This window comes from Neisseria sp. P0001.S005 (assembly GCF_051963715.1).
In genome coordinates, this window is sequence record NZ_JBQCTZ010000726.1 from 1 (window position 1) to 381 (window position 381).

Annotated in this window: 1 pseudogene; it reads left to right on the top strand. The window is 53.8% G+C overall.

Annotated features, from left to right (window positions below):
* Window positions 1-31: 31 nt before the first annotated feature.
* Window positions 32-381: pseudogene (locus ACTHSP_RS22580) on the top strand (phosphate acyltransferase PlsX); the annotation flags it as partial.

A 381-nucleotide genomic window follows, 5' to 3' on the forward strand; every position in this document is an offset into this window, starting at 1 on the left:
GCCGTCTGAAACACACAAACCGGAGAACAACATGATTACACTGGCCGTAGATGCCATGGGCGGAGATGCAGGCCTTGCAATTACCGTCCCCGGTGCAGTGGATTTCCTGAAACAGCAATCCGACGTACATCTGATTATGGTCGGAGATGAAGCAGCAGTCCGCCAAGCATTAAGCTCGGCAGGCGCGCCTATGGACCGTATTACCGTCTGCCATGCAGCGCAAGTTGTCGAAATGGATGAAGCGCCGCAATCTGCGCTGAAAAATAAAAAAGAATCCTCCATGCGCATTGCCATCAACCAAGTTAAAGAAGGCAATGCGCAAGCCGCCGTATCGGCAGGCAATACCGGCGCACTGATGGCGACCGCCCGATTCGTCCTCAA